20 protein-coding genes and 2 pseudogenes are annotated in these 19,504 nt (G+C 34.9%); 4 read left to right on the top strand and 18 right to left on the bottom strand.

The window, feature by feature from the left end; all coding sequences use genetic code 11:
• The first annotated feature begins 154 nt into the window (after positions 1–154).
• Positions 155–409: a hypothetical protein gene (locus MVE64_RS24515; RefSeq protein WP_247341974.1), complete on the top strand. Its 255-nt coding sequence runs from the start codon at positions 155–157 to the stop codon at positions 407–409.
• Between the two features lie 57 nt (positions 410–466).
• Here MVE64_RS24515 and MVE64_RS24510 read toward each other — a convergent pair whose 3' ends face one another.
• From MVE64_RS24510 to MVE64_RS24480, 7 genes and pseudogenes are all read right to left on the bottom strand, one after another.
• Positions 467–1,246: a Cof-type HAD-IIB family hydrolase gene (locus MVE64_RS24510; protein WP_247341971.1), complete on the bottom strand. Its 780-nt coding sequence runs from the start codon at positions 1,244–1,246 to the stop codon at positions 467–469.
• 174 nt (positions 1,247–1,420) lie between these two features.
• A complete protein-coding gene (locus tag MVE64_RS24505) occupies positions 1,421–1,876 on the bottom strand; it encodes a 2-thiouracil desulfurase family protein (protein ID WP_247341969.1) in 456 nt (151 codons plus the stop codon).
• A gap of 14 nt (positions 1,877–1,890) precedes the next feature.
• Positions 1,891–2,945, bottom strand: a pseudogene (locus MVE64_RS24500) (flavin-containing monooxygenase).
• Between the two features lie 222 nt (positions 2,946–3,167).
• A complete protein-coding gene (locus MVE64_RS24495; RefSeq protein ID WP_247341966.1) occupies positions 3,168–3,950 on the bottom strand; it encodes a cytochrome c oxidase assembly protein in 783 nt (260 codons plus the stop codon).
• The gene (locus tag MVE64_RS24490; RefSeq protein WP_247341963.1) at positions 3,940–4,425 is read right to left on the bottom strand and encodes a DUF2243 domain-containing protein; all 486 of its coding nucleotides are present in this window, start codon (positions 4,423–4,425) and stop codon (positions 3,940–3,942) included. Before MVE64_RS24490 ends, MVE64_RS24495 begins: the two co-directional genes overlap by 11 nt.
• Positions 4,426–4,846: 421 nt before the next feature.
• Positions 4,847–6,193 carry an ABC1 kinase family protein gene (locus MVE64_RS24485; protein ID WP_247341960.1) on the bottom strand — a complete coding sequence of 449 codons (1,347 nt, stop codon included), beginning with the start codon at positions 6,191–6,193 and terminating at the stop codon, positions 4,847–4,849.
• Positions 6,194–6,325: 132 nt separating this feature from the next.
• The gene (locus tag MVE64_RS24480) at positions 6,326–6,652 is read right to left on the bottom strand and encodes a hypothetical protein (protein WP_247341957.1); all 327 of its coding nucleotides are present in this window, start codon (positions 6,650–6,652) and stop codon (positions 6,326–6,328) included.
• A 216-nt stretch (positions 6,653–6,868) separates the two neighbouring features.
• Between MVE64_RS24480 and MVE64_RS24475 the strand changes: the two genes are divergently transcribed.
• The gene (locus tag MVE64_RS24475; protein WP_247341954.1) at positions 6,869–7,222 is read left to right on the top strand and encodes a hypothetical protein; all 354 of its coding nucleotides are present in this window, start codon (positions 6,869–6,871) and stop codon (positions 7,220–7,222) included.
• A gap of 183 nt (positions 7,223–7,405) precedes the next feature.
• On the opposite strand, the gene parC is transcribed toward MVE64_RS24475, so the two are convergent.
• The 3 genes and pseudogenes from parC to MVE64_RS24460 form a co-directional block, all read right to left on the bottom strand.
• Positions 7,406–9,844, bottom strand: coding sequence for a DNA topoisomerase IV subunit A (gene parC / locus MVE64_RS24470; RefSeq protein WP_247341952.1), 2,439 nt, complete (start codon positions 9,842–9,844; stop codon positions 7,406–7,408).
• 3 nt (positions 9,845–9,847) lie between these two features.
• Positions 9,848–11,816: pseudogene (parE, locus tag MVE64_RS24465) on the bottom strand (DNA topoisomerase IV subunit B).
• A 266-nt stretch (positions 11,817–12,082) separates the two neighbouring features.
• A complete protein-coding gene (locus MVE64_RS24460; RefSeq protein WP_247341949.1) occupies positions 12,083–12,496 on the bottom strand; it encodes a CoA-binding protein in 414 nt (137 codons plus the stop codon).
• 218 nt (positions 12,497–12,714) lie between these two features.
• On the opposite strand from MVE64_RS24460, the gene plsY reads away from it, so the two are divergent.
• On the top strand, positions 12,715–13,299 hold the full coding sequence (plsY, locus tag MVE64_RS24455) for a glycerol-3-phosphate 1-O-acyltransferase PlsY (protein ID WP_247341947.1): 585 nt from the start codon (positions 12,715–12,717) through the stop codon (positions 13,297–13,299).
• Between the two features lie 159 nt (positions 13,300–13,458).
• On the top strand, positions 13,459–13,746 hold the full coding sequence (locus MVE64_RS24450; RefSeq protein WP_247341945.1) for a HesB/YadR/YfhF family protein: 288 nt from the start codon (positions 13,459–13,461) through the stop codon (positions 13,744–13,746).
• 39 nt (positions 13,747–13,785) lie between these two features.
• Here the strand turns inward: MVE64_RS24450 and MVE64_RS24445 are convergent, their stop codons facing one another.
• The 8 genes from MVE64_RS24445 to acnA form a co-directional block, all read right to left on the bottom strand.
• Positions 13,786–14,088 (bottom strand): hypothetical protein, encoded by a 303-nt coding sequence (locus MVE64_RS24445; RefSeq protein WP_247341942.1) that lies wholly within the window; start codon positions 14,086–14,088, stop codon positions 13,786–13,788.
• Positions 14,088–14,504, bottom strand: coding sequence for an acyl-CoA thioesterase (locus tag MVE64_RS24440; RefSeq protein ID WP_247341939.1), 417 nt, complete (start codon positions 14,502–14,504; stop codon positions 14,088–14,090). The genes MVE64_RS24445 and MVE64_RS24440 overlap by 1 nt, the downstream gene beginning before the upstream one ends.
• 147 nt (positions 14,505–14,651) lie before the next feature.
• Positions 14,652–14,897 (bottom strand): small acid-soluble spore protein Tlp, encoded by a 246-nt coding sequence (gene tlp, locus MVE64_RS24435; RefSeq protein WP_098798277.1) that lies wholly within the window; start codon positions 14,895–14,897, stop codon positions 14,652–14,654.
• Positions 14,898–14,994: 97 nt separating this feature from the next.
• The gene (locus MVE64_RS24430; protein WP_098798278.1) at positions 14,995–15,132 is read right to left on the bottom strand and encodes an acid-soluble spore protein N; all 138 of its coding nucleotides are present in this window, start codon (positions 15,130–15,132) and stop codon (positions 14,995–14,997) included.
• Between the two features lie 104 nt (positions 15,133–15,236).
• A complete protein-coding gene (locus MVE64_RS24425) occupies positions 15,237–15,368 on the bottom strand; it encodes an FbpB family small basic protein (RefSeq protein WP_098798279.1) in 132 nt (43 codons plus the stop codon).
• Between the two features lie 146 nt (positions 15,369–15,514).
• Positions 15,515–16,027 (bottom strand): TlpA family protein disulfide reductase, encoded by a 513-nt coding sequence (locus MVE64_RS24420; RefSeq protein WP_345740844.1) that lies wholly within the window; start codon positions 16,025–16,027, stop codon positions 15,515–15,517.
• 11 nt (positions 16,028–16,038) lie between these two features.
• A complete protein-coding gene (locus tag MVE64_RS24415; protein ID WP_247341934.1) occupies positions 16,039–16,449 on the bottom strand; it encodes a hypothetical protein in 411 nt (136 codons plus the stop codon).
• Positions 16,450–16,648: 199 nt separating this feature from the next.
• Positions 16,649–19,375: an aconitate hydratase AcnA gene (acnA, locus tag MVE64_RS24410; RefSeq protein ID WP_247341931.1), complete on the bottom strand. Its 2,727-nt coding sequence runs from the start codon at positions 19,373–19,375 to the stop codon at positions 16,649–16,651.
• Between the last annotated feature and the right edge of the window lie 129 nt (positions 19,376–19,504).

Raw genomic sequence — 19,504 nt, 5'->3', positions numbered from 1 at the left:
AAAACTATTCATCTATTATTATAAGTTATTTTAAGGAAGATGTAGAATATTTTGTAACTAGGTGAAATTGAAGAAAACTACTATATCATAAATAATTAATCAGGGGACATACTGTATTTGAAATGTGATGAATAAATGATAGGAGTTTTCAAATATGAATAGAAGCAACGAAATAGTAGATAAAATGAAGAATATTTTTCAAAATACATGCGGTTCATGGCAAAACTGTACCGATACAACAATTCAGGATTTCCTTGATCAATGTGAACAAAATAATATTGATCCACAGTTTTGCATGAGCTGGGTTGAACAACATCAATCTGAAATACCGGGATGGGAAACTGTTTCTAAGGTTTCTCTTCAGTGGGTGAATGAACATACTTCAACAGGCGCCCCTCAATCATTTTAGATAATAGAAATCAGGCTCTCTGAAAATTAAGCGCCTGATTTCTATTCCATAAAAAAATTATAAAAGGCCTACCTGTTGAAGTCCATGAAGTATACCGTTTTCCTCAACTGATTTAGTTACGTATTTTGCGACTTCCTTCACACGATTTTCTGCATTTCCCATTGCTACACTATTCTTTATAGTTGAAAGCATTTCAATGTCATTTAAACCATCGCCAAAAGCATATTGATGTTCTTCCGAAAACCCAAGCTTCTCAACGATTTTCTTAATTCCAATTGCCTTTGAACCGCCACTTGGGACAACATCCACTGAAAAAGGATGCCACCTTACAAAGTCAAAATCCTGATAATTCTGTTCGTATTGCTTTTCTTCTCCTTCTGGGCAAAATAAAAGCGTTTGATACAAATCACGACCTTTATAGTAGTACGGATCATGTGTAGGAAAATGTTTGATTTTTAATGATTGAATGCTTTCGTTAATATAGTGGTGTTCGGGAACATTTGCTTTCATATCTTCATGATCCATAAAGACAACAGGATGCTCGTTCAGAAGAGCGTTTTCTGTTAATTTTTCGAGTGATGAAATCTTTAAGGGATTTGTAAAAAGCACTTCGCCATCTAATACGACATATTGACCATTATAGCTTACATATGTATTAATATTTAATTCTTCACGTAAATCTTCAAACATAAAAGGAGCTCGACCTGTTGCAATCGCAACAATATGTCCTTCATCTTTAAGTTTAAAAATAGCTTCTTTAGTTGAAAATGGTAGTTCTTTATCATGTGTAAGTAACGTTCCATCTATATCAAAAAAAATCACACTTTTAGTGACCATCTCTATTCCTACTTTCTTAAATATTTTGTTATTTTCATCCTTTCATATAACGTAATTGTACCATAATCTGAGTCTCCCTCAATAATAAATTTTAATCACAGTTCATGAACAAATAATGAGGGATCTAATTGTTTATTTTTTAACGCTAGGAGATATTCCAATCTAAGAGAATCTTTACAATTTATCAGGCAGATTGCTTTCAGAAAACACCATTATCCCATTTCTTTTCAATAAAGCTGTTGTTACCCCGTTTCCAATTACTTTTTTCCCCTTAAACCTACCATTGTAAATCATTGAACTTCCGCATGAAGGACTATAATCTTTTAAAATCACTACTTTTGCTTTCATCTCTATGGCTTTTTCTAATGTTGAATATGCACCTCTTATGTATAACTCCGTTACATCTTTTCCTGACTTTTCCACCACTCTAGCATGTCCATCTAAAACATCTTCTCCATTTCCTCCAACAATTTCTGCTGGCTCTCTTGGTGTGGTGAAGCCTCCGAGTAATTCAGGACAAACGGTTACAGCTTTGTTTTCGTTTACTAAATCCCTTATTTCTTTAAGTAGACTGTGTGTTCCATTGTATCTTACTTCCAAACCGGCCAAACAAGAGCTAACTAACAACATTCCACGTCATCTCCCTACATACTATTTACATTTTTAATAATTTGTTGACATAGATATTTTGCATCATTTCCAACCCCAAGCAATAGTGCTGAGCCTCTTCTATGCTGCCATGGAAGTCCTAAAAAATACAATCCACTAACACTAGTAACACCTCTTATATGCTTTGGATTTCCTTGTTTATCAAAAGCTTCTTTTATTTTCAGCCAATGGTAATTTGAGTAAAATCCTGTTGCCCATATGATGTTTTTCACTTTTAATGTATCTCCATCTTCAAAGTATATGGTCGTATGTTCAGCATTTTTTGTTCTAGTCTTTAAGATCACTTTCCCTTTTTGAATTAATTCTTTTAAATCATATCCAAAAATAGGATCGCCTTGTTGTTGAAGCTTTTCAGCTATAAAAGAGTCACGGTTCGCATGTAAAATACCTAATTTATCAAACCACCAAAATATACTTTTAGAGGCAAAAGTTAACGGTAAGAATTTCAACTTTTGACTAATAGATAAATATACTTCTTTTGATTTCGATAATTCAACCGCTATTTGTGTTCCAGAGTTTCCTCCCCCAATCACTAAAACAATTTCCATCCTGTAGTTGAGTACTATTTTTATATTGAGATGAGTGAAGTTGTTTAATGCTGTGATCTAGTTTTTGAGAGATTTCAGGTATTTTCGGTGTTTGAAAAGGTCCTGTAGCAACTATTATTTGTTTTGCTAACAATTCTCCTCTATTTGTTACTACATGAAAAATATTTTTAGTTTTTTCTACTCTAATCACTTCTGTACCATGTTTTATTGGTAAAGAAAAGGAAGTAGCATATTTTTTAAGATACGCAACAATCTCGTTTCTTTTTGGAAATTCATCTACATTTCCTTCCATCATCAAACCTGGTAAAGAACTGTATCTTTTAGGTGTAAATAAAACCAAAGAATCATAGCGTTTCCTCCATACACTTCCAATTTCTTGCTCCTTATCTATAATTAAAAAGGATAAATAACTTTGCTTAAGAAAATACCCCATTGAAAGTTCCCGCTTGACCTGCACCAATAATTAAAACATCATATATCATCGTAACCACACCCCATTACAATACATGTGCATATGTTCATATATAATTTACCGCCTTAGGTAAAATTTGTCAATAACATTCCTGAAATAATAAATAATAAAAAACATTGCACTACCTCCATAAAACCTGTAATCTACTAAACTTAGAACTTTGTAAAATATTTTTCCTTTTTAGTCCCAAATTAGAAATTATCATAAAAAAACCTACGTAAGGCTAATTCCATTACGTAGGTATTATAGTTACCCTTGGTCTAGTTGCTTTATACCATTCTAAACAAAGAAAATAAATGAGAACAAGGTCTATGATATCCCCACCATAATACATCAACATTGCTCCTTTTTCTGCCTGAACTTTTGAAACAGAAGCTGGTGGATTAGCATATATTAATTTTGATAAAATACCATGACCAGCTAAAGCAATAATCAAGACACAAGTACGGTAAGTAAAACTTGCTTTATGAGGGTTTGGATCAAACGAGATCATTGATGACGTAAACAGATAACCTGCCAAAAAAACATGAATATGTATGATCAAATGCAAAAACACATTCTGATGCATGAGTGAGTAAAGGTCAGTTAAATAAAGTATCCATAACCCACCTATATTAAGCAAAGAAGAAGCGATTGGATCACTGATCATTCTAATTGGCCAGCTTCTTAAAACACGAGACAAACGTCGGGAAGCTGTCACACTCAATGCCCTCATCATTAAAGATATTGGAGCTGCAAGGACCAATAATAACGGGGAAAGCATTCCCAGTAATAAATGACCAATCATATGAAATGTAAAATCGAAATGTGCCCGATTAGCAATAGGTCCGATCAATGAAATAGCAGCACATAAAATACCTAATATCCAAAATAATGTTCGATAAAGAGGCCACTTTCTTTTTTTATGATTTGCATATACAGCTGCAAGCACATAAATGAAAAGAAGCAAGCAAAATCCTACTATAAAGTATAGATCGAGGGTACCAGTTAAATGGTGATGGTGATTATTGTTCATATATAGCATCCATTTCCTTGCTTTTTATCTCATGTTTTTTTGTTTGAAACAAAAGGATACAGCCAACTAAAATCATGATTGCGGCTATTATGTTCCAAATCAAATCATAAGGAAGAATATTTTCTACATAGCGAATCTGATGAATTCTCATTAATTTGTGTTGAATAATCCCATCGTAAAGTTGAAATCCACCGGAACCTACAAGCATACCTCCCCACCACCTTTTAAACCAAAATCCTTGTTTTCTTCGAAGATCGGCAAGCATAAACAAACCCCAAATTGTAGCAAACCAACTAAATGCATGAAAAAGTCCATCAGATATTAGTCCAACATCTGTTGTTGATCGATCATAAAAATGATGCCAACGCAAAAGTTGATGAAACACAGTTTCATCAATAAAGGCTGCTAAACCTATTCCAAATAAAAAACCAGACCATAGATTTCGTGATAAATATTTATTGAAATCAGAAAACATCCTTTTCCTCCTCAATTAAAACTACCGATATATCCAGATAACAGTTTAACCATTAAGAGGAATCCTATATACACCTTTTAATATCCTTGAATTAAAAAGAGTATACACTCTAGAAGAATGTATACTTTTACTTTTAAACATGTCAATTTCATTCATTTTCGTTCCTGCATATATTTCATCCATTTTTTCTGTTTAAAACTACAAATGAAGTACCCAATAATCGATATGAACCCAATAGCTGTAGATAATTGCCAAATAACAGATTGTCCGCTATATAATCCCAAACAGAATCCGATCAAGCCTATTAGTAGTAGTAGAAAAAATTGTTTTTTATTATTTTCAAATATAACAAACTGGAAATGTCTTCTCTGCTCCTTTTCCTTTATTGACTCTAATTTTTGAGGTAGTCGTAAAAACTCATTTACAGAATGGACGACCTTAAAAACAGGCTGAGATTAGCCCATTGCCAGAGAAACGTCCATTTAGAATTACCTTGCTTTTGTAACCACCTCATAAAAACAGGTCTTCCTAATTCTAAAATTTCTGCTTCAGGTGCAACTTGACGAAGAATTCCTTCAATTGTTACAACTGATCGACCCAGAAAAATAAACCTTGTTGGAACCTGAATAGGTAGTGCTTGAATCATATCATTCATTTCCATTTTCAATTGAATTAAATCTGTTTCTTTTAAAGTAGCTGTATCAAAGGAAACTAATTCAGCAAGTAGTTTTTCCATTGTTCTAAAGTCAGCTTGAGGGTGTAGAAATCCTAATTGTGATAAGCATTCTACTGCTTTAGAGTAATCCTTTGCAAGTAAGCTTCCAATTAAACTTTGAAAATATGAAGCATCTTTTTTAGTTATTTCCCCCACCATTCCAAAATCTAATAAAATTACTTGTCCATCCTTAGCAATGAGGATATTTCCCGGATGTGGGTCGGCGTGAAATATTCCAGGCTCGAGCCATTGAGGAAGGAAAATCTTAAGAAGTCGTTGTGCAAGCTTTTCACGACTTAACTCTAACGTTTCAAGAGCTTTATCGTTAGTTAACCTTACCCCTTCAACCCATTCCATAACGATAATTTTTGATGTACAAAGATCAGAATAAACATGTGGAATTTTCACATCATCATATTCTTTAAATCTTTCTTTAAAGAATAGTAATGAGTTCATTTCTTTTTGAAAATCAAGCTCTTGTTCAATCACATGTTTTAATTCCTTATATAACACTTGAAAATTAATAAACCCCTTGGGAACCGGAACAAAACGATCCGCAAACCATATAATAATTCCTAATGTGCGAAAATCAATTGAAACAATAGACTGAATCTGGGGTCTTTGTACTTTTATTGCGACTTTTTCTCCATTATTTAAAACTGCTTGGTACACTTCCCCTATTGATGCAGATGCAATTGAGGCTTTCTCTATTGAATGTAGGTTTTTATTAAGTTCGCATCCCCATTCTCCTTCAATCACAGCTTTAATCTCTTTCCATTCTGAGGGAGGTACTTTATCAGTTAAATCCTGAATTTGCTTTATAAAGGAATGAGGAAGTAAATCAGTACGAATACTTAATATTTGACCAACTTTTATAAGTAAACCCTCTAATTCAAAAAGTGTTTTTCGAAAATCTCCGCCAATCTTCTCCCATAACAAATCCCATTCTTGTTCAGATCTTTGCCTCAGTTTAAACCAGTAAATCCTTATAAATATAGAAAAAAATAATAACAAGACCTTTGACATTCGAACCCACTTATTTCTTATTTTCATTATATAAACCTCTTTTTCTAGTTGTTAAAAGCATTAAACAACATTCATTCATTTATACCCACAACGCTTAATTCAACAGAAAAAGAAAAAACCCTTTCAGTTTCAGGAAATATTATACAAAGAATGAATGTTTTAAAAGTGCCTCGCTTCTGTTTCTTGTAACCACTTGTCAATGGCTTTTGCAGGAAAATAATATGTATCTCCTATAAGTAAATAAGGGATCTCACTTGCCGTTACGTCATCTTCCGCTTTCGGAAGTAATCTAGATACCTCTTCGTCTGTTAATCCAAGATAAACCTCAAGATCATTTTTTGTCATAAGAGCATGATCTGAATAAACTTCTTCTTTACCTTTCTTCCCTCCATAGGAATTTGTTATTGCATTAGAAATGATGAAACTACTTACTAAGAGAGAACATGCTAATAAGCAGACCGACACTACAAAAATATTTACTTTCATGATTACACTCCTCTTATTTCCATCTTGTCGTTATATAGAAATAGCAAATATAAATATGAACAGACTTAAAAATATACCTGGACTTATCTAAAGCTAGTTGGTAACACTTACATTTAATTTTCGTCAAAATCTGATCAATTAAGATAAACAAATCTCTTTTCAAATGAATAAAAAAGGTTTAAGATATTATCTATCAAACAGCAAAGGGGGAGACAATTGAAACATCTATTGCTAATAAAGTCATTTATGGTGCTATTAATCTTTCTTTCTGGCTTCCAACTTGTTTCAATGTCTACGACCTACCATCATCCTACAAATCAAGGAAAATTAATTGCTGTTGAGAATGAAGCAACTGCCGGAGTACTGATTGTCGAGGAAGATCAGAAGCACTTTGACCAATTTCGCTCAGTAGATACAGCTTACATTGTTTTAGTTATTGCTATTACAATGTTTTTATTTGGTCAATTGTTAACACATAGACAGCAATTAAGACCATTTTTATACGCTGTTTATTACCAATCCTCATACTTTTCAAAAAATCATTTATTTAAACCCACCTTATTAGTATAAAACAAAAATTGGAGGTTTTATAAATGATGTTTTGGTTAAGAATGATTCCAGTTGTTATGTTTTCAATTACTGCTCTTAGTTTGTTCACATATCAAGGTATTGAAATCCTACATGCTTTTACAGATTATTTTAATAAAAAATAATGCAATAGAGGGCGACCAATCTGGTCAGCCTCTTTATTTATTAGCTCTCTTTTTCCTCAGCGTCTTTTATCCACACCTCGGTTACAGAACCTGCATCTTGTTCATCTAAGATAAATGAGCCATTGCTATAACGGTCATTTGCCCGTAGCGTTGACACATTAATACTTTCAACTACACCCTGTTGTGATTCCAAGAAGAACTCTTCTTGATTATAAACAATTGCTCCCCCAATAATTCGATGAGGATTGTTTTTAAGTTCTCGAAGCATAATGAGGCCACGTTTTGCACGAGATGACTTCTCAAAGTCATTGATCGACATCTTCTTAACTGCTCCTCTTTGAGTTGCAATGACTAAAAATGCCTTTTGATCTGGTTTTAATACATTTCCGCTAACAACATAGTCCTCCGGCTTTAAGTTAATTCCCTTAACTCCTGCAGCACGTGGACCTACAATATTCACTTCTTCTTCAGCAAACCACAATCCATAACCTAAATGAGTCACAAGGAATAAATCATCTTTCCCACTAGTGATATGAACATCTACAACAATGTCATCACCTTTTAAGTTAACAGCGACTAAAGGCTTCGAATATCGTTGGGCTTTATATTGACTAAGCTCTGACTTTTTCACCATACCATGCTTTGTAATGAAAGTGACAAAGAGTGGTTCCTCAAAGTTTTTAACTGGTATTGCCTTTAAAATTTCTTCATCCCGTTCTATCGGAATAATATTGGCTATATGTTGACCAAGATCTTTCCAACGGATGTCTGGAAGTTCATGTACAGGACAGTACAGATAATTTCCTTTATTCGTAAACAACAGCACAACTTCTGTTGTATTAATGTCAAGTTTAGTAAGCAATCGGTCGGTTTCTTTCATTCCAAAATCCTGACCGTTCGATGCTGCATATGAGCGTTGACTCGTTCTCTTCACATAGCCATCCTTTGTAACCGTTACAATTACATCTTCAGAGGCAATCATCACCTCAAGATTTATCTTAATTTCTTCAATTTCAGCTTCAATGACTGAACGACGGTCATCTGCATATGTTTTTTTCACTTTTTTCAAATCTGTCTTTATCACTTTTAATAAAACATTTTCATCATTTAGAATGCTTGATAATTCTTCTATCTTTAAAGCTAGTTCTTCTGATTCATTTCTTAACGCCGTTATATCTGTATTCGTTAAACGATAAAGTTGTAACGAAACGATCGCTTCTGCTTGAGCTTCAGTAAATTCATACTTTTGAATCAAGTTATCCTTTGCATCACGCTTATCTTTCGAAGCACGAATTGTTGCAATTACTTCATCTAATATCGATAATGCTTTGATTAAACCTTCAACAATATGCTGACGTTCGCGAGCTTTACGAAGTTCGTATTTCGAACGGTTTGTTACTACTTCTTTTTGATGACCAATATAAGCATCTAAGATGGAAGGCAAACTCATCAACGTCGGACGACGATTATAAATCGCCACCATATTAAAGTTATACGTTATTTGGAGGTCACTATTTTTGTATAAATAGTTTAGTACCCCTTCTGCATTAGCATCCTTTTTCAGTTCGATTACGATACGCAGTCCTGTACGATCTGTTTCATCACGTACTTCTGCAATTCCTTCAACTTTACGCTCAATGCGAAACTCATCCATCCGTTTAACAAGATTCGCCTTATTGACCTCAAAAGGAATTTCTGAAATGGAAATTTGCTGTTTTCCACCGCGAATTTCTTCAATTTCTGCTTTCCCACGGACAATAATCTTGCCTTTACCTGTTTCATAGGCCTTTTTTATACCTTCAACACCTTGAATGATTCCACCTGTAGGAAAATCCGGACCTTTAATCAAGGTCATTAATTCATCAACCGTACAATTTGGTTTTTCCATTCGTTTTATAACAGCATCAATCACTTCACCTAGGTGATGTGGAGGAATTTCTGTTGCATAACCTGCAGAAATACCGGTTGACCCATTTACGAGTAGATTCGGAAACATAGCTGGGAGCACTAAAGGCTCCTTACTTGTGTCATCAAAGTTTGGGACAAACTCAACAGTTTCCTTTTCTATATCACGTAAAAGTTCAGAAGCTATTGCAGATAATCTTGCTTCTGTATAACGCATTGCCGCCGGAGGGTCACCATCTATACTTCCATTGTTTCCATGCATCTGGATAAGAAGGTTACGAACTTTCCAATCCTGACTCATACGAACCATTGCATCATATACTGATGTATCACCATGGGGATGATAGTTACCAATTACGTTTCCGACTGTTTTTGCTGATTTACGATAGTTTTTATCATTTGTGTTCCCGTCAACATGCATAGCATATAAAATTCTTCGCTGTACAGGTTTTAATCCGTCACGTGCATCAGGTAACGCACGATCTTGAATAATGTACTTACTATATCGCCCAAAACGGTCACCAAGCACATCTTCAAGAGGTAAATCTCGAAAAATCTCTACTGAATCTGCCAAATTCTATACCTCCTCTGCGACCGATAAATGCTCATTTTCTAGTATATTTGTTTCTTCATCAAGACCAAAGGCCACGTTACTTTCAATCCATTTTCTACGAGGTTCAACTTTATCCCCCATTAAAGTCGTAACTCGACGCTCAGCACGTGCAGCATCGTCAATTTTCACTCGAATAAGCGTTCTTGACTCTGGGTTCATTGTTGTTTCCCACAATTGATCTGCATTCATCTCACCAAGACCTTTGTATCTCTGAATCATGTATCCTTTTCCGACTTTCTTAATAGCCCCGTCTAGCTCTTCATCTGACCAAGCATATTCTACAACTTCTTTTTTGCCCGATCCTTTACTTACTTTATATAAAGGTGGTAATGCGATAAATACTTTACCATTTTCAATTAATGGCTTCATATATCGATAAAAGAATGTTAAAAGAAGAACCTGAATATGGGCTCCATCTGTGTCGGCATCTGTCATAATAATAACTTTATCATAATTCACATCATCAACTGTAAAGTCAGCACCTACGCCCGCCCCAATTGCATGAATAATTGTATTAATCTCTTCATTTTTGAAGATATCTGCAAGCTTTGCTTTTTCTGTATTTATAACCTTACCACGTAAAGGAAGTACTGCTTGAAAGCGTCGGTCTCTTCCTTGTTTTGCTGATCCACCTGCAGAATCACCCTCAACTAAGTACAGCTCATTTTTTTGTGGATTTCGTGATTGAGCAGGTGTTAACTTTCCACTAAGAGTTGTTTCTGAACGCTTACGTTTTTTACCACTACGTGCCTCTTCACGTGCTTTCCGAGCTGCCTCTCTTGCTTGAAATGCTTTGATGGCTTTTTTAACAAGTAAAGTACCGGAATCAGGGTTTTCTTCTAGAAAATAGGAAAGATTTTCAGACACGATGGCATCTACAGCTGATCTTGCTTCGCTAGTGCCAAGCTTTCCTTTTGTTTGACCTTCAAACTGAAGAAGCTCTTCTGGAATTCTTACTGAGATGATAGCTGATAATCCTTCACGAATATCAGATCCTTCTAAGTTCTTGTCTTTTTCCTTTAATAATCCCGTTTTTCTTGCATATTCATTAAAGGCTCTTGTCATCGCTGTTTTAGAGCCGGCCTCATGTGTTCCACCATCTTTTGTTCGAACATTGTTAACGAAAGATAAAATATTTTCAGAGTACCCATCATTAAATTGAAATGCAAACTCAACTTCAATTCCGTTTTGTTCACCTTCAAATGAGACAACTGGATGTAGAGCATCTTTTTCCTCATTTAAATATGTGACAAATGCTTCAATACCCGTTTCATAGTGGTATATCTCTGAGTTGTCGTTGCGTTCATCAATTAACTCAATTTTAAACCCTTTCAAAAGAAAAGCCGACTCACGTAAACGTTCACTTAAAGTTTCGAAGTTATACGTAGTTGTACTAAACATCACCGGATCAGGTTTAAAATGAATTCGTGTCCCAGTTTTAGTTGTTTTCCCTTTCTTTTCAAGGGTGGTAGCTGGTTTACCTCCATTTTCAAAACGCTGCTCATATATAAATCCATCACGCTGGATTGTTACGACTAACCATTCAGAAAGTGCATTTACTACAGATGCACCTACTCCATGTAAACCACCACTTGTTTTATAACCACCTTGACCAAACTTACCTCCTGCATGTAATACGGTTAAAATAACCTCTGGAGTTGGTTTGCCAAGCTTATGCATACCAATCGGCATACCTCGACCTTTATCTTGTACAGAAATACTATTATCTTTATGTATTTTGACAATTATATGATCTCCGTGACCAGCCAGGCTTCATCCACAGAGTTATCGACGATTTCGTATACGAGATGATGCAAGCCTCGGCTATCAGTACTACCGATGTACATTCCAGGACGTTTTCTAACGGCCTCTAGTACCCTTCAAGGACTTGAATAGCATCATCATTATAATCAAACTGTTGCTTCTTACCCAAGCGACTAAACCCCTTTCAATGACACACAATAAATCCTATTCTTAGTTAGAACGCATGTTTTAGTATTTTATACAATAATTTGCAGATCGACAACCCCCACTAAGCAAAAGAAAATCAAGTAAAAGTTTTTACTGCTGATTATTACTGTAAATTAGCTTATATCCATGCTTTATTGTATATGGTAATTTGGTTTTAGGAAACATTATTCGTGTAATAAAGGAAAAAATCCTTGTTTTTACAAGGATTTTTCAAATAATACTCTAATATTACTTTGTCATAGCATGCTCAACCTTAATACAACGATTCATGATAACTGTTTTATCGTTTTCTTTTAGAAGATGATAGGCTTCTTCATTTTCAAGCCCTAATTGTGACCAAAAAACATCAGCATCGATTTTCAAAAATTCTTTTGCAACATCAAGGAGATGTTCTGAACGCCTAAAAACGTTTACAATATCGATATGTTCTTTTATATCCGTTAGGTTTGCAACTGCTTTTTGTCCAAGAACTTCATCTACAGTTGGATTGACGGGAATTATTTCATAACCTGCATCCTGCATTGCCTTACTAACCATATATGAAGTACGTTCTGGATTATCTGATAGTCCAACAACTGCGATTTTTTTGCTACTTTTTAAAATTTGTCCAATCTCATCTCTAGTTGGATATTCTATTGCCATTTTTTCCAGCTCCTTTTTACTTAATCATATCAAGTTCATTCGCCTCTAACAAACGATATGTACAATAAATATTGAATGATAATAATTTATATTTCTTATACTATAATGGTCATTTACATAACTTTAACATGAGAGTTTTTAGGTTTTTTTATTCTCTCATGGAGATTTTATCTTTTCTCATGATAGAATATAAGAAGATTATGCAAAGGAGTACAAACATGATTGAAGTCCTAATATTAATTTTAGCTTATTTGCTTGGTTCCATTCCTTCAGGCCTTATAGTTGGAAAACTAGGGTATGGTATTGATATTCGCGAACATGGTAGTGGAAACCTCGGTGGTACAAATACATTTCGAACACTTGGTATAAAAGCAGGAATCATTGTGACAAGTGCTGATATCCTTAAGGGAACGCTTGCTACAGCTTTACCAGACTTATTTAATATACATGGGTTACATCCGCTTCTAGTAGGTGTAGTTGCTGTAATCGGTCATACATATCCCATTTTTGCGAAATTTAAAGGTGGAAAAGCTGTTGCTACTTCAGGTGGTGTTTTATTATGCTATGTACCACTTATGTTCATCACAATGCTAGCATTCTTCTTTATTGTATTATACATTTCTAAGTATGTGTCGCTTTCCTCTATGCTTGCAGGTGTATACGGAATCGTATACAGTATTTTTACGAAGGATATTCCACTTATTATCGTTATTACACTTTTAACGATCTTTGTCGTATATCGTCACCGTGCGAATATTAAAAGAATTTTAAACAAGACTGAGCCAAAAGTAAAATGGCTTTGAAAGTAAGCGTAAAGACCAATCCTACTATTAGATTGGTCTTTCTTACTTAATCGTCCTTACTCATAATTATTTGTAAACTTAAACACGATTATTAGCTCTATTATCTTTTCTAGTTTATAATAATAAGTGCATTTTGTAGGTGAAAAAGGAGTGTAGATGATGAAGATTACAATAGAAGATAAAGCCGTAAGCTGGTATATAAATGAATTGCAACTTCAAAAAGGTGATAAAGTTCACTTTTTTGTGCGATATGGTGGGTGTAGCAATGTTCAGAAAGGCTTCTCACTAGGAGTCGTCAAACAAGACCCTGAAGAAATTGGTTCAAGCGTTGAGAGTCAAGGTATAACGTTTTATGTTGAAAATAGAGATTTATGGTATTTTGATGATCATGATTTAGATGTTGTTTTAGATGAAAAGGCTGAAGAACCTGTTTTTCACTATAGCTAAAAAAATGACAAAGGGTCAAAAATACTTTGACCCTTTGTTTTACGATAATTTAAAACGCACTATATGATCGTTTAGTCCATAATGTTTTAAAATTCTTAATTGGGTTTCCCCCATAATATCAAAATGAGGATATTCTTTATAAAAGTGAATCCATTCCGTTTTTAATCCAAAAGAAGCTCCCCAATTTTTCAGCTTGTTAATGTCGGAACATCCAACTTTGGTTACGCAATGTATGGTAGGAAATCGTTCATCAAGCCAGAAATGTGTTAAAAATGAGATTTCCCCTTTTTCAACCTCTTCTTTCCATCTCGTTAATTCAGAACGGGAAATACCAAAAGCCATTATCTTTTCGCCTTTTCGTATGCTTCATGCCATTCTGGGAATAATTTACGAAACTTTACTGGTCTAAAGGTGTCCTTCTGTACACACACATGGCTTGATTTTGCTTGAACTGCCAGCTCTCCTGATGGAGTATATATTTCGTATCCATATACACTTTTTATGCCATTATATTCTTCAATCCATGTATGTATAGTAGCTGTTTCACCATATCTTAATGGTTTTTTATAAGAAATGTCTAGATCAATGACTGGTGAAATGATTCCTTGATCTTCCATACCTGCATATGAAAACCCTAAATCCTGAATTAACTTTGTTCTCCCCACTTCCATCCAAATAAGATAATTTGCATGGTAAACTACACCCATTTGATCTGTTTCTGCATATCTAACTTCTATTTCCGCTTTTGTTACATGCATCTAATCCGCTCTCCTTGCTATGCCACTGCCCATTTTATTAGTGTTTTACATTATTATCATATCTTTAACAACAATGTATGTCTAATAAAGACTATCAAAACACAGAAAAAGACGTAAAAAATAAACCAGGCATAAAGCCTGATTTATTTATTGATCGTAGCGATATCCATTTTCACGTGCTTGTGCTTCATCTTTAATTTCATTACGCATTGCATTAATGCTCTCTTCACGACGATGATTCTTAGCTTCAATGCGTTCACGTTCCTCTTGATTTGCAAATTGCATGGAATCCTGTGCTTCCTCAATATTTTCAATCGTGTTTTGCACCATGCTCTGTAATTTCTCTACGTTATCAGAACGGTCATCTGGATTAGGTTTGTTATGTTTTGTCATCGTGTATCCTTCCTTTCATCGTTGTTATTCAATGCTTGAAGCAAAGAAACAATGTTAGTCTGCTTTATTGAAGGAGTTTTTAAACACGTTTTTGTTCTTATTCACCCTTCGTTTGGATAACTTGGGCATGTTCTCCGGATTTATCTTGCATTTGTTTTCCTTTGTTGTTACCAAATCCTCTAGACTTCATTCCAATATGTGAAGGATTAAGATGTGCTTGTTGATTTTTTCCCATTATTATCGCCTCCTCAAAGAGTAGATTACCCTTTGTCGAGACAATTAATGACTAGAAAAGCTTGTTAAAAGTGAACGAAAAAAACACTTTTTTTTGTACATAACTTAATCAAGTTTCTTTAACATCCTCTGCTCCCAGCGTTCTTCTAATAATTCAAGCGCTTCACGATCTTTTAACAATTGCTGTTTATTTTCTTTTACTAATTCCTCAAACGATTTCTTTTTACTTTTCCTCATGCTGCCAATCACCTCCGTATTGTATATAAAAAGGTTACCCAATTTTCTGATTTTTTAACACAATATTTAGAAAATATTTGAAAGTGCGATGATAATGATAATTTTAATAATTTAGGAAAAATAAAAAACCGAGATCTATTCTCGGTTTATAAATCATCTAATAAATCATTCATCTGGTCGTACGTCATTGCTCCAACAAATTTTGTTCTAATCACGCCTTCTTCATCTAGAAAATAAGATGTTGGATAAGATAAAACTTCAAATTGATTATTAATTTTTCCTTTTTCATCTAGTAATACTGGAAAAGTTAGTTCTAGTTCATTTACAAAGTCTTCGACTGTCTTGACACTGCTTTCTGAGCTAGTTAAGTTTACTGCGACGACAACGACGTCCCCATCGTGTTCATCCTGTATTTTTTGCATGTCAGGCATTTCTGAACGACAAGGAGGACACCAGGTTGCCCAGAAATTAAGGATAACTTTCTTTCCCTTTAAACTCTCTAAGCTCATTGATTCACCGTTAAGGGTAGATAATTCAAAGTTAGGTGCCGCACTACCTTCGGTTACACCTTCTTTAGCCGTATTAGGATTAATTGCAAAATATATGGCATAACCGATAAGAAAAACCAAAATGGATACTGCTAATATCTTTTTCAAGATGATAAAACCTCCTACATGACAGACAATACAATAAATTTCACAAGTGAAAAGGTCCCCACAAAGACCGTTATCAGAATAATAAGTCCAAATACAAAGTGTTTGATTACTATTCTTTCTCTAACCATATTCCATACTAAAAATATTAGTGATAGACATAAACCTAAATATATCCCATTATTTCCTCCAGTAAGGAACAGCCACCGATTTGTTAACAAAAGTTGAGGGTGAAACAGGACAACACTAATTTTATATGTAATAAATATGATAAATACTACAGTCCAAAAATGTTGCTTCATAAATTTCTTTATTGTTGATTCCTTTAATAACCCATCTAATATAAAGTAAGTAGCTAGAAAAGAAAAAAATGAGATAATCCAAAAAAGTTGAATTGTAAATGGACCCAGTTGTAAAGCATCATACATGAATAAAGATCTCCTTAATGACTATATCCCTTCTTAATTTAAGCATGGATTATCTTATAGGACAATGTATAATCTACAAGTTTCAGATTTTAGACAAAGATAACGGTGAATAACGTTGGACTTATAGTCTAAGCAACGTTTTGGCAGCACATACAAAAAGGGAACGGATAACCGTTCCCTTTACATTTACTAATGATAATTAGCCTTTCAACTTATCACGTAATACCATTTGAAGAATTCCGCCATGACGATAGTAGTCAATTTCAACTTCACTATCAAAACGAACTAATACTTCAAATTCTTTCTTGTTACCAGCTTCATCAGTCGCTGTAACTTTGACGAAATCACGTGGTCTAACATTTTCGTCAATCTCAACTTCAATTGTTTCTTTACCAGTTAAACCTAATGAATCAGCACTTTCTCCTTCTTTGAATTGAAGAGGAAGAACACCCATTAACACTAGGTTACTACGGTGAATACGCTCGAAGCTTTGAGCAATAACTGTTTTAATTCCAAGTAGGTTTGTACCTTTTGCGGCCCAGTCACGTGAGCTTCCCATACCGTAATCATTACCAGCTAAAACAACAAGTCCTGTACCATCTTGTTTGTAATCCATGCATGCATCATAGATTGATTTAACTTCGCCAGTCGGCCAGTAAGTAGTATATCCACCTTCAGTACCAGGAGCGATTTGGTTTTTGATACGGATGTTTGCAAATGTACCTCTCATCATAACTTCATGGTTACCACGACGTGAACCGTAAGAGTTAAACTCTCTAGGTGTTACACCATTCTCTTGTAGGTAACGACCAGCAGGCGTATCTTTACCGATAGAACCAGCAGGAGAAATGTGATCCGTTGTTACAGAGTCACCAAATTTAGCAACAACACGTAAACCTTTTAACGTTTCTACTTTTCCAGCCTCAGCTTCTAAACCTTCAAAGAATGGAGGATTTTGGATGTATGTTGATGAATCATCCCATACATATAAAGCTTCGTCAGTTGTTTCAATCGCATTCCAACGAGCATTATCATCGAATACTTGATCATATTCTTTTCTAAATAGTTCAGGAGTTACAGTCTTATTAACAACTTCATTAATTTCATTTGTTGTTGGCCAGATGTCGTTAAAGTATACATCTTTACCATCTTTGTCTTTACCTAGTGAATCGTTTTGTAGATCAATATCAACAGTACCTGCTAATGCATAAGCCACAACTAATGGTGGTGATGCAAGGTAGTTTCCTTTTACTAGCGGATGGATACGACCTTCAAAGTTACGGTTTCCAGATAGTACAGATGTTACTAATAAATCATTAGCAGCTACAGCTTCTTCAATTTCATCTGCAAGTGGACCTGAGTTACCGATACATGTTGTACAACCATAACCAACAGTATTAAAACCAAGTTGCTCAAGATGTGGAAGAAGACCTGAGTTCTCTAAGTATCCTGTAACAACCTTAGATCCTGGAGCTAAAGATGTTTTAACATATTTAGGTACTTCTAAGCCTAATTCAGTTGCTTTTTTCGCAACAAGACCAGCAGCTACTAGAACGTAAGGGTTTGATGTATTTGTACAGCTAGTGATTGCAGCAATTGCAATGGCACCAGTTTTCATGCTTGTTTCATCACCATTTTTGAATTTCACAGTGATTTCTTTGTCAAGTTCAGATTTTTCTAATCCGAATCCTTGGTTTCCAGCTGGAGCTACTAAATGCTCGTGGAATTTTTCTTTCATCGCTGAAAGTGGAATTAAATCTTGTGGACGCTTAGGACCAGAAAGATTCGCTTCAATTTCAGTAAGGTCAATTTCAACAACCTTAGTGAAGATTGGATCTTCATTTTCAGGTGTAAAGAATAATCCATTCGCTTTACAGTATTCGCCTACTACTTTGATCTGCTCTTCATCACGACCAGTTAAACGCATGTAGTTTAGAGCTTCCTCATCAACTGGGAAGAAACCACAAGTAGCGCCGTATTCAGGGGCCATGTTTGCAATTGTTGCACGATCTGCAAGTGGTAATTGTGCTACACCAGGACCAAAGAACTCAACGAATTTACCAACAACACCTTGTTGACGTAAAACCTGAGTTACTTTTAACGCTAAGTCAGTAGCAGTTGTACCGTTTGGAAGTTCTCCAGTTAGTTTAACACCAATTACTTCAGGCACTGGGAAATATGATGGTTGTCCTAGCATACCAGCTTCCGCTTCGATACCACCAACACCCCATCCAAGAACCCCGATACCATTGATCATTGTTGTATGAGAGTCAGTTCCAACTAATGAATCTGGGAATGATTCAAATTCACCATCTTCGTTTTGTACAGCATGAACAACATTTGCTAAGTACTCTAAGTTAACTTGGTGTACGATACCAGTTGCAGGTGGTACAGCACGATAGTTATCAAATGATTTTTTTGCCCAGCTTAAGAATTTATAACGCTCTGCATTACGTTCGAATTCAAGATCCATATTGAATTGAAGCGCATCAGGAGTTCCAGCGCGGTCAACCTGTACAGAGTGGTCAATAACAAGGTCTACTGGAATCTCAGGATTAATCTTATCAGGATCTCCACCCATATCAGCCATAGCTTTACGTAATGAAGCTAAGTCAACAACTGCTGGTACACCAGTGAAGTCTTGAAGGATAACTCGAGATGGCTTGAATGGAACATCGATATCTTTAAGTTCGTTTGTTCCCCATTTCGCTAAGTTTTCAACATGTTCTTTAGTGATAACTCTGCCATCTACTTGACGTAGTACAGATTCTAAAAGAACTTTTACTGAATATGGTAAACGTGAAACGTTACCAATTCCAGCATCTTCTAATGCTTGTAATGAATAGTAGTTGTAGGTCTTTCCATCTACCGTAAAATTTTTACGTGATTGGAAAACATCATTTTTTGTAGTTACTTGATTAGTCATTAATTCTCCCCCTTAGTAAGATCAAGGATCGACTCTTGTCGAAGGATGTTGCCCCATTTTTAATAATTTTCACAATTTAATCTTAATACAACTAGTAACATAAGTAAATAACAATGATGTTATTGATAT

The sequence above is a fragment of the Metabacillus endolithicus genome, from assembly GCF_023078335.1.
Taxonomy (GTDB): Bacteria; Bacillota; Bacilli; order Bacillales; family Bacillaceae; genus Metabacillus; species Metabacillus endolithicus.
The sequence above is the reverse complement of the archived record's forward strand: the minus strand, read 5'-3'. Positions and strand labels throughout refer to the sequence as shown.

Bases quoted from the DNA above. Each gene is read 5' to 3' on its own strand.
- acnA (WP_247341931.1), bottom strand. From the start codon at position 19,375: ATGACTAATCAAGTAACTACAAAAAATGATGTTTTCCAATCACGTAAA.
- MVE64_RS24485 (WP_247341960.1), bottom strand. From the start codon at position 6,193: ATGAAAATAAGAAATAAGTGGGTTCGAATGTCAAAGGTCTTGTTATTA.
- MVE64_RS24490 (WP_247341963.1), bottom strand. From the start codon at position 4,425: ATGTTTTCTGATTTCAATAAATATTTATCACGAAATCTATGGTCTGGT.
- plsY (WP_247341947.1), top strand. From the start codon at position 12,715: ATGATTGAAGTCCTAATATTAATTTTAGCTTATTTGCTTGGTTCCATT.
- MVE64_RS24460 (WP_247341949.1), bottom strand. From the start codon at position 12,496: ATGGCAATAGAATATCCAACTAGAGATGAGATTGGACAAATTTTAAAA.
- MVE64_RS24480 (WP_247341957.1), bottom strand. From the start codon at position 6,652: ATGAAAGTAAATATTTTTGTAGTGTCGGTCTGCTTATTAGCATGTTCT.
- MVE64_RS24445 (WP_247341942.1), bottom strand. From the start codon at position 14,088: ATGGCTTTTGGTATTTCCCGTTCTGAATTAACGAGATGGAAAGAAGAG.
- MVE64_RS24450 (WP_247341945.1), top strand. From the start codon at position 13,459: ATGAAGATTACAATAGAAGATAAAGCCGTAAGCTGGTATATAAATGAA.
- tlp (WP_098798277.1), bottom strand. From the start codon at position 14,897: ATGACAAAACATAACAAACCTAATCCAGATGACCGTTCTGATAACGTA.
- MVE64_RS24505 (WP_247341969.1), bottom strand. From the start codon at position 1,876: ATGTTGTTAGTTAGCTCTTGTTTGGCCGGTTTGGAAGTAAGATACAAT.
- MVE64_RS24425 (WP_098798279.1), bottom strand. From the start codon at position 15,368: ATGAGGAAAAGTAAAAAGAAATCGTTTGAGGAATTAGTAAAAGAAAAT.
- MVE64_RS24415 (WP_247341934.1), bottom strand. From the start codon at position 16,449: ATGTATGATGCTTTACAACTGGGTCCATTTACAATTCAACTTTTTTGG.
- MVE64_RS24510 (WP_247341971.1), bottom strand. From the start codon at position 1,246: ATGGTCACTAAAAGTGTGATTTTTTTTGATATAGATGGAACGTTACTT.
- MVE64_RS24515 (WP_247341974.1), top strand. From the start codon at position 155: ATGAATAGAAGCAACGAAATAGTAGATAAAATGAAGAATATTTTTCAA.
- MVE64_RS24495 (WP_247341966.1), bottom strand. From the start codon at position 3,950: ATGAACAATAATCACCATCACCATTTAACTGGTACCCTCGATCTATAC.
- MVE64_RS24440 (WP_247341939.1), bottom strand. From the start codon at position 14,504: ATGCATGTAACAAAAGCGGAAATAGAAGTTAGATATGCAGAAACAGAT.
- MVE64_RS24430 (WP_098798278.1), bottom strand. From the start codon at position 15,132: ATGGGAAAAAATCAACAAGCACATCTTAATCCTTCACATATTGGAATG.